At 36.0% G+C, this 9,232-nt stretch carries 4 protein-coding genes; 3 read left to right on the top strand and 1 reads right to left on the bottom strand.

Going from position 1 to position 9,232, the window contains the following annotated elements; genetic code table 11:
• Positions 1-125: 125 nt before the first annotated feature.
• Positions 126-419, bottom strand: coding sequence for a helix-turn-helix domain-containing protein (locus tag BM371_RS20215; protein ID WP_034672429.1), 294 nt, complete (start codon positions 417-419; stop codon positions 126-128).
• Between the two features lie 186 nt (positions 420-605).
• Between BM371_RS20215 and ccoN the strand changes: the two genes are divergently transcribed.
• The 3 genes from ccoN to BM371_RS20200 all read left to right on the top strand — a co-directional run bounded on the left by ccoN (position 606) and on the right by BM371_RS20200 (position 9,232).
• Positions 606-2,885 carry a cytochrome-c oxidase, cbb3-type subunit I gene (ccoN, locus tag BM371_RS20210; protein WP_034676832.1) on the top strand — a complete coding sequence of 760 codons (2,280 nt, stop codon included), beginning with the start codon at positions 606-608 and terminating at the stop codon, positions 2,883-2,885.
• Between the two features lie 18 nt (positions 2,886-2,903).
• Positions 2,904-3,776, top strand: a complete 873-nt coding sequence (locus tag BM371_RS20205; RefSeq protein ID WP_034672431.1) for a cbb3-type cytochrome c oxidase N-terminal domain-containing protein — start codon at positions 2,904-2,906, stop codon at positions 3,774-3,776.
• Between the two features lie 419 nt (positions 3,777-4,195).
• A complete protein-coding gene (locus BM371_RS20200; RefSeq protein ID WP_081874510.1) occupies positions 4,196-9,232 on the top strand; it encodes a translocation/assembly module TamB domain-containing protein in 5,037 nt (1,678 codons plus the stop codon).

The raw sequence follows: 9,232 nt of genomic DNA, 5'->3' as shown, positions 1-9,232 counted from the left end.
AACGGCATCCTTTTGTGATGAGCAACGAAGAGCAAAAGATATAGTGGAGAGCGGGAAATAGCTCCTAAGAAAAATATGAATGTGAAAAGTCGGAGGTAAAATATTTATATAATATATAGAAGAACTTATTGCAAGTTATCCGGAAGTGAGATGTTGTTCCTTTTCATATATTCCAACAGTTCGTTGTATTTATCTTCGTAATCATTATTGCCACATTTATGAGAAATACTGCAGATATCGGATGGTTTTATATTAAGGATGTTTGAAATTTTGGTAAGAATTTCCAAATTAATTTTCACTTTGGAGTTTTCTATATCGGAGTAGGCTTTCTGTGAAATTCCCATCTCGAATGCCATGTATTCCTGGGTAAGGTCACGTTCGCGTCTTATTTTTCTGATATTTTGTCCACAAATCTTCATCTCGCAAATGCTTTAGTAGTTTTCGGTATATTTTAGAAGTATATCTAATAGCCTCAAACAAAGTTAGTAAATACCTTTGTCAAAACATTACACACGCAGCATGATATTTCTTTTCGGTTAAGGAAAAAACTTTGATAAAAAGTGTTTTTCAACGAAAAATATTATTCGCCGCAAGACACAAGACTTATGGAGACGCAAAAATTTCATTATGACAATAATATTGTCAGAGCATTCCTCTATGCTACTATTGTATTCGGAATTATTGGTTTTATTTTAGGATTAACTGCAGCTTTGATGCTTTTTTATCCTGAATTGCCTGAATTTTTATTCGGTACTGATGATACGACCATTCAGAGTTTGCGAAGCGGAAATATTCAGGGATTAATCAATTCTCAGGGAGCTTTAGGTTTCGGAAGAATCAGAATGCTTCATACGAGTGCGGTGATTTTCGCTTTTGTCTGCAATTCATTCTTCTGCGGCGCTTATTACAGTATGCAGAGATTGCTTAAAACAAGAATGTACAGCGATACCCTTTCATGGATTCATTTCTGGACATGGCAAATTATGATTATTGCAGTTGTGATTACTTTCTTAATGGGAATCAATACTTCAAAAGAATATGCGGAACACGAGTGGCCGATTGATATTTTAATCACTTTCTCTTGGGTTATTTTCGGAATCAATATGTTCGGAACGATTGCCAAAAGAAGAGTACGTCATTTATATGTAGCGATTTGGTTTTACATTGCCACATGGATTGCAGTTGCGATGCTTCACATATTCAATAACTTAGAAGTTCCGTTATCTTTTACAAGCTGGAAATCATATTCTGCTTATTCGGGTGTAAAAGATGCTTTGGTTCAATGGTGGTATGGTCATAATGCAGTGGCGTTTGTTTTGACGACACCGGTTTTAGGTTTGATGTATTATTTTATGCCTAAAGCAGCAAACAGGCCTGTATTTTCTTATAAATTATCAATCATCCATTTTTGGTCATTAATCTTCGTTTATCTTTGGGCAGGACCTCATCATCTTCAATATACCGCACTTCCGGCATGGGCTCAAGCGGTGGGAACAGGTTTCTCCATCATGCTGATTGCACCATCTTGGGGTGGAATGCTGAACGGATTATTAACTTTAAGAGGAGCCTGGGATAAAGTAAGAGAAAATCCTATTCTTAAATTCTTTGTAGTCGCTGTTACCTGTTACGGAATGGCAACTTTTGAAGGTCCACTTTTAGCAACAAAATCTCTAAATAAAATAGGGCATTACACCGACTGGGTTATTGGTCACGTTCATTTGGGAGCGTTAGGATGGAATGGCTTCATGGCATTCGGAGTGGTTTATTATCTGATTCCGATTATGTGGAAGACTGAACTTTGGTCTAAAAAATTAGCCAACTGGCATTTCTGGCTGGGAACTTTAGGAATTATTTTCTACGCCGTACCAATGTACATTGCAGGATTTACTCAAGGTTTGATGTGGAAACAGTTCAACCCAGACGGAACTTTATTATGGAAAAACTGGCTAGATACTGTGACTGCGATTATTCCATATTTTAAAATGAGATTCTTAGGAGGTTTATTTTATCTGGGTGGAGCAATTTTAATGGTGGTAAATGTTTACAAAACCATTAAATCAGGAAAATTCCAGAAAGAAGTTCCTGCAGAAGCACCAGCTTTAGCCAATGTTGGAAACGCAAGAAAAGAAGGCGAAGGGGTACATCTTTGGCTGGAAAGAACTCCTCATCTATTATCAATATTAGCTTTTGTAGCCATTGCAATCGGTGGATTGGTAGAAATTGTTCCAACACTAACCGTGAAAAGCAATTTGCCAATTATATCTGCAGTGAAACCTTATTCACCATTAGAATTAGAAGGTAGAGATCTCTATATAAGAGAAGGCTGCAACTCGTGTCACTCTCAAATGATAAGGCCTTTCCGTGATGAAGTTAACCGATTTGACGGCAAAAACGGACAATATTCAAAAGCCGGAGAATTTATTTACGACAGACCATTTCTTTGGGGTTCAAAAAGAACAGGTCCTGATTTGCACAGAGAAGGCGGAAGAAATCCCGATTCATGGCACTTCAAACACATGTACAACCCAAGAATTACTTCTGCAGGTTCGATTATGCCACGTTTCCCTTGGTTAATTACCAATAAGCTCGACCGATCAAGAATGGCAGATAAAATGTCTTTGATGAAAAATACGTTTGACGTTCCTTATACAAAAGCACAAATTGATTCAGCAAACAAATGGGCAGATAATCAGTCTCGAGCAATTGTAAAAAGAATTTATGCTGAAGCCACCGATGTAAAAGATCAGATGGATAAAGAGAAAATAGCCAAAGGAAACAATTTCGTTCCGATTGAGCAAAGAGAAATTATCGCCATGATTGCCTATCTGCAAAGATTGGGCACCGACATCAAAACGACAGAAATCAAAACTGCAAGTGTAGATTAACTTTAAATATCAATCAACATGAAAACAAGAACCCCTATATCTATATATATTGCCATAACAATAGGCGTTACGGTAATGGCGTTCGAAATGTTCGCACAGGATTCCTACTATTTTTCTACACCATTTTTCTGGGCATTGCTAATTATCATTACTATTTTACTGCTCATCATGAATTCTATCGGTGATTTGGTAGAAAACGAAAGATTCAGCAGACTGACCGATGAAGAAAAACAGGAATATATTTCGGATAAAGCAACTCCCTATTTCCAGAAGCTTTGGAATTCGGCTTTCAAAAAACAGTCTCAGTCTGAAGAAAAAGACATTCTGATCGACCACGGTTTCGACGGAATCACCGAGCTCGACAACTCTTTACCAAAATGGTGGATCGGACTTTTCTATTTCGGAATTATTTTCTGTGCCGTTTATATGATTGCCTTCGCTTTTACAGATTACGCTCACCCCGAAGTAGAATATGACAAAGAATCTAAAATTCAGTTGGCTTCCATCGAGGAATACGAAAAAAATGCTCCGCAAATTAATTTAGAAACTGCAAAATACAGTTCAGATTACATTTCAGAAGGCGAACAATTGTTTAAAACAAATTGTGTAACCTGTCACGGAGACGGTGGAAAAGGTGGGATCGGTCCAAACCTTACCGATACGCACTGGATCAACATTAAAGAAAAAAGTTTGTTTAAAAATGTTTTCTGGATGCTTGAAAACGGTTCGCCGAACAATCCGACAATGCGACCATTCATCAAAGAAGGAACAATCACGGGAAGAGATGCTGAAAAAATCGCATCCTATATTTATCACATTAATCAGGAAAAATCTCCGATTACCGAAAAACAGGGTGGTGCCGTTCCACAGGGTGAAATCGCAAAATGGTAGAAATAAAATAACTCATCTAAATATATTTAACTATGAATTGAATCTCCATCAGATGTATGTCGCAGTTGTAACTCAACTAACATCTGAAAACCTATTCACTTTAAATATTCCATAATATTTAAAATCAACTGAGGCATACATCAACACAAAAACCTGTTCTTTGGGCAGGTTTTTGTCGTTTAAAAATATACCACATACCGATTAAATTTCCATCATTTACCCTGGTTGGCAAACATATTGCTGAATAATTTCAAGTAAAGCCTTTTCTATAGGCTCTTTCAAAAAAAATAATCATGATAAAGCTCATCAAATTTCAAATTTTAAAGATATAAGACAGCAAGAAAATAATTACACAAAGATGAATAAACGGTTCGCCAACACCCGAAAAGTATTGTAAACCTGTCTAAATCACCAAAATTTTGAAACTGAAATTTAATAAACGAAAAATTCTCAGAGGTATTGTTATTACAATCATCTCTATTCTTGTATTGATCATTCTGCTCATTTTAAGTTTAAGACTTACCGCTGTTCAGAACTATGTAAAAGATAAATTGATCGTTTACTTAGAGAAAAAAATAAAAACCAAAGTAAGTCTTGACAAAGTATATATCGGATTTCCAAACAGTCTGGTGATGGAAAATCTTTATTTGAAAGGTCAGGATATCGATACCCTTTTAGCCGTAAAAAAATTCGATGTCGGTTTGGATATGTGGCAACTGATCAATTCTAAAGCCGATCTTACTTCAATTGATTTGGAGGGAGTTCGTGCAAATGTTGTGAGAAATCCACAGGGAAAATTCAATTTTGATTATATTATTGATGCTTTTGCAACTTCCGATAAAGAGCAGGAGCAAAAACCGTCAAAACCGTTCATTATTTCTTTAGATAAGATAAAATTAAAAGATATTGGCATTACTTTTAATGACCAACAATCCAGAAATGATATTAAAGCTTATTTTAAATCTTTTGATACCAGAGTAAAAACATTTGATCTTCAGAATAACAATTACGCTGTCAACGACATTAATCTTGACGGATTAAAATTAAAACTTAAAAAGGATCTCATCGAGGAAGTTGCAGCCAATGTTGAAGAAAAGGTAGATTCCCTCAATCAGAAAAAGCCTATGAAATTAGGTCTGAACGAAATCAAACTGACCAATTTCGATGTAGATTATGGTGACGATAATACCAAAACTTTTGCTAAAGTTCTTTTCAAAGAATTAAGCACAAAAGTCAACAGCATCGATTTGGAGAACAACGATTACAATGTGGGAAATGTTTATCTGACCGGAGCGAACATCAACGCCAATTTATTCCTTCCAGCAGAAAATGCAAATCCTAAAGAAGAAAAACCTGAAGTTTCCAAAAATTCTACAAAAGAAAAAGCAATGAAAGTTCTTTTGGGAAAACTTCTTTTGGATGATGTGAAAATTGCTTACAACAACACAGCGATTGCTCCTACCCGATCCGGAATGGATTTTAATCATCTTAATTTTGCTAAATTAAATCTCGACATCCGAAATTTCAAAATGGAAAACAACGGTTTTGCAGGAAGTGTAAAATCAGCGGAAATTCAGGAAGCGAGAGGTTTGAATGTACAAAAATTTAATACCGATTTTGTATATGCTGAAAAAGAAGCTTATCTGAAAAATCTTTATCTGCAGACTCCGAAAACAATTTTGAGAGATGAAGTGGTTTTAAATTATAATTCGATTGAGCAATTATCATCCAATTTGGGAGCCGTAAAAATCTCAGCCGACATCCGCGATTCTAAAATCGGGTTTTCTGACATTTTAAATTTGGTTCCGACTTTAAGAAATACAGCACCATTCAATAAATATCCGAATGCTACTTTAAATGTAAATGCTTTCGTCAGAGGAACAGTGAATGATTTAGCCATTCAGAATCTGAAAGTTTCAGGATTGGATAAATTAAGAGTTTTAGCTTCAGGGAAAATCAAAAATGCAATGAATCCTGACCAATTATATTATGACTTAAATGTTGCCGAACTTTCGACCGCATCGAAAACCATATACAATTTAGTTCCAAAAAATACGATTCCCAATAATATTACCCTGCCATCTTTCATAACCATTCGTGGAACCGCAAAAGGAACAACACAGATTTTTGATACCAATTTACGTCTGACTTCCACTTTAGGAAATGCTGCGGTAATTGCTAAAGCCGACATCCGAAGAAAGAACAGAGAAACCTTTGATGTAAAAGCCAATCTGCAGAGTTTACAGATTGGAAAAATCATTCAGAATAAAGATTTAGGAAACATTACTGCACAAATCAATGCGAAAGGACAAGGGTTTGATCCGAAAATCATGACTGCCAATTTAAGTGGTGATGTACAATCTGCAACTTACAATGGATACACCTATCAGAATATGAATCTGAAAGGGAAAATCAATCGTGGCGCTTATGATATTGATTTGAATTCAAAAGATCCGAATGCCAGTTTACATCTTGCAGCATCGGGAGTTTTCAATGATAATCCGACGGTAAAAGTCAACGGAAATATCAATAAATTAGATTTAAACAAACTCGGATTCTACAGTTCGCCAATGATTATCGCAGGTGGAATCGACGGAGATTTTAAAAATCTTGATCCGGATAATTTAAACGGATATTTAAACTTAAAAGACTTTGCCATTTCAGATACTAAGGAAGTCTACCCTATTCAGGAAATCAGTTTGAATGCAGTTTCTACGGCAGATTCAACTTTAATAAAATTCAATTCCCAGATTGCGGATGTGGAATTGAATGGTAAATATAAACTGACACAGATTTTTGGAGCTTTATCGCAAACCGTTAATCAATATTATCAGTTTCAGAAACCGGGAAAAATACAGAAAATTGATGCAGGGCAGTTTTTCACACTGAATGCAAGTATAAAAGATGATGACCTCATCAGAAAATTTGTTCCGGATCTGAAGAGTTTTGAAACCATCAACATTACCGGAAATTACAATGCAGACTCTCAGATTATCGAACTGGATGCAAAAATTCCGCAGGTTTTATATGGAACCAACTCTCTGGAAAATACAAGTCTAAAAGTCACCAATCAGAATCAGGCTTTGCAGTATGATTTAAGTGTTGCAGCATTGAAAAGTGAAAGTTTCGCTTTAAATAAAGTCAATATCAATGGTGATGTTGCCAACAATATCATCAATTACAATATCACGACAAAAGATGATAAAGACGAAACACAGTTCCTGATTGCCGGAAATGCAAAATCAATGAACGACATCACGGAAATCTCTTTAAATCCAAACGGTTTAAAACTGAATTATATGGATTGGACCGTGGCCGAAAACAACAAAATACAGATTTTCAGTCAGGGAATTGTTGCAGATAATTTCAGATTGTCTAACTCGGGAGCGGAAATTTCTTTACAGTCTGAAAGCAGTTCACCAACAAGTCCGCTGAATGTTTCTCTGAAAGATTTTAAAATTGAAACGATTACAGAAATCATTAAAAAAGATTCACTTTTAGCCAAAGGAACGATCAACGGAACCGCGCAACTGAGAGACTTAACCAAGAATATGACCTTCACTTCCGACATTGACGTAACCGATTTATTTGTCTTCGGAAATCCTGTGGGAAATTTAGATATTAAAGTCAATAATCAGTCAGCCAATCTTCTGAATGCAGATATTGCACTTTCGGGAAATAATAATGATGTGAAAATCTTAGGAAATTACAATACTTCTTCGAGCAGCTTTGATTTAGATTTAGACATGAATCAGCTACAGATGAAAACATTGCAAGGTTTCACCATGAATGCGATCACCAATACAGAAGGTTATCTTTCGGGAGATTTAAAAATTACAGGAACAACAACCGCTCCGAGAATTTTAGGTGATGTAAAAATGAATAATGTAGGCTTGATGATTGCGAAAACCGGAAGTGATTTCAGAAACATCAATGATAAAATTGATTTTACCAACCGGGGAATTGAGTTTGATAACTTTAAAATCAATGATAAAGACGGAAATTCTCTGAAAATTGACGGTCAGGTTTTAACGCAGACTTACAGAGACTTTGCATTTAATCTTGATGTGAATGCAAAAGATTTCAAAGTGGTGAATTCTGAAAAATCAAACGATGCTTTGATGTACGGAATTTTAGCCATCGATGCGGCTTTACAGGTGAGAGGAAATTTAGATTTACCGAAAGTTGACGGAAGATTAGCCGTTTCAGAAACGACCGATTTCACGTTTGTGCTCCCTCAGTCTTCGCCTTCATTACAGGAAAGAGACGGAATTGTGGAATTTATCGATCAGGATCAGATTGCTTTAAATAAAACCATTAAAGCCGATTCGATTGATGCTCAAAGTCCGATCAAAGGAATGGATGTGAACGTGAATATAGAGCTCAGCAAAGAAGCAAAAATGTCGATCATCATTGATAAAGCCAACGGAGATTTTGTAAAACTTCAGGGTGAAGCCGATTTGACCGGAGGAATTGATCCTTCAGGAAAAACAACATTAGTCGGTGTTTATCAGGTTGAAAAAGGAAGTTACGAAATGTCGGTAAGTGTTCTAAAAAGAAAATTCGACATCCAGAAAGGAAGTACAATTACGTGGACCGGAGAACCGACAACTGCAAATCTTGATATTACCGCCATTTATAAAACGCAGACTGCACCTATCGATTTGGTGGAGCAGCAGGTTGACCAGATTAATCTGAATCAATACAAACAGAGAATTCCGTTCAATACTTTATTGATTCTAAAAGGCGAACTTCTGAAACCTCAGATTTCATTTGATATCACGACGGACGAAAAAAACAATGCCGTTTCATCTGAAGTAACCCAAACAATTGATGCAAAACTGGCTCAATTGCGACAAGATCCTAACGAGATGAATAAACAGGTTTTTGCTTTATTATTATTGAATCGTTTTATTGGTGAAAATCCTTTTGAGAGCAACTCCGGATTGTCGGCTGAAACGATGGCGAGACAAAGTGTGAGTAAAATACTTTCTCAACAGATCAATAACCTGGCTTCAGATTTAATAAAAGGAGTTGACCTTAATTTTGATCTGGAATCGACTGAAGATTATTCCACCGGGCAACAAAACACAAGAACCGACCTGAATGTTGACATCAGCAAAAAACTGTTGAATGATCGATTAAAAGTTTCTGTCGGATCTAATTTCGGTGTGGAAGGTGAAGCAAGACAAAATGAAAACACCACCAATATTGCAGGAGATGTAACGATAGATTATGCCCTTTCAAAAGACGGAAGATATACTTTGAGAGCCTACCGTAAAAACGAATATCAGGTTGCGCTTCAGGGACAGATCGTAGAAACCGGACTTGGATTTGTGATTACGCTGGATTATGATAAATTCAGGGATATTTTCAGAAAGTCTAGAAACAACAGAAACCGTGAAGGTATTCAGAATAAAAGAAATAAGGATAAAGAAGTGGTAGAATTCAAATAA

Source organism: Chryseobacterium formosense (assembly GCF_900116415.1).
GTDB classification, from domain to species: Bacteria; Bacteroidota; Bacteroidia; order Flavobacteriales; family Weeksellaceae; genus Chryseobacterium; species Chryseobacterium formosense.
This window is presented reverse-complemented; position numbering and strand designations above follow the sequence as displayed.

Excerpts from the sequence above, each read along its gene's own strand:
- ccoN (WP_034676832.1), top strand. The coding sequence starts at position 606 with ATGGAGACGCAAAAATTTCATTATGACAATAATATTGTCAGAGCATTC.
- BM371_RS20205 (WP_034672431.1), top strand. The coding sequence starts at position 2,904 with ATGAAAACAAGAACCCCTATATCTATATATATTGCCATAACAATAGGC.
- BM371_RS20215 (WP_034672429.1), bottom strand. The coding sequence starts at position 419 with ATGAAGATTTGTGGACAAAATATCAGAAAAATAAGACGCGAACGTGAC.